We start from the raw sequence: 364 nt of genomic DNA, 5'->3' as shown, positions 1-364 counted from the left end.
TTCAATTCACGCAGCCCAAGCGGGCTGCGACTGTAATACTTAGGGCCATCATAAGGAGATACGACGTTTCAATTCACGCAGCCCAAGGGGGCTGCGACGGCATTAAAATCAGTCGGCACATAGTTTGTTGTGTTTCAATTCACGCAGCCCAAGCGGGCTGCGACAATAATATTGAGTTATATATTCAGCTACGTAACGTTTCAATTCACGCAGCCCAAGCGGGCTGCGACATACAAGAAAATAGGTACTCGACGACAACTATCAGTTTCAAATCACGCAGCCCAAGCGGGCTGCGACCTGGTGTTAATGTTCTCGAAGGTGGAGTAACTATTGTTTCAATTCACGCAGCCCAAGCGGGCTGCGA

Source organism: Alloprevotella sp. oral taxon 473 str. F0040 (genome assembly GCF_000318095.2).
Lineage (GTDB): Bacteria > Bacteroidota > Bacteroidia > Bacteroidales > Bacteroidaceae > Alloprevotella.
This window is presented reverse-complemented; position numbering follows the sequence as displayed.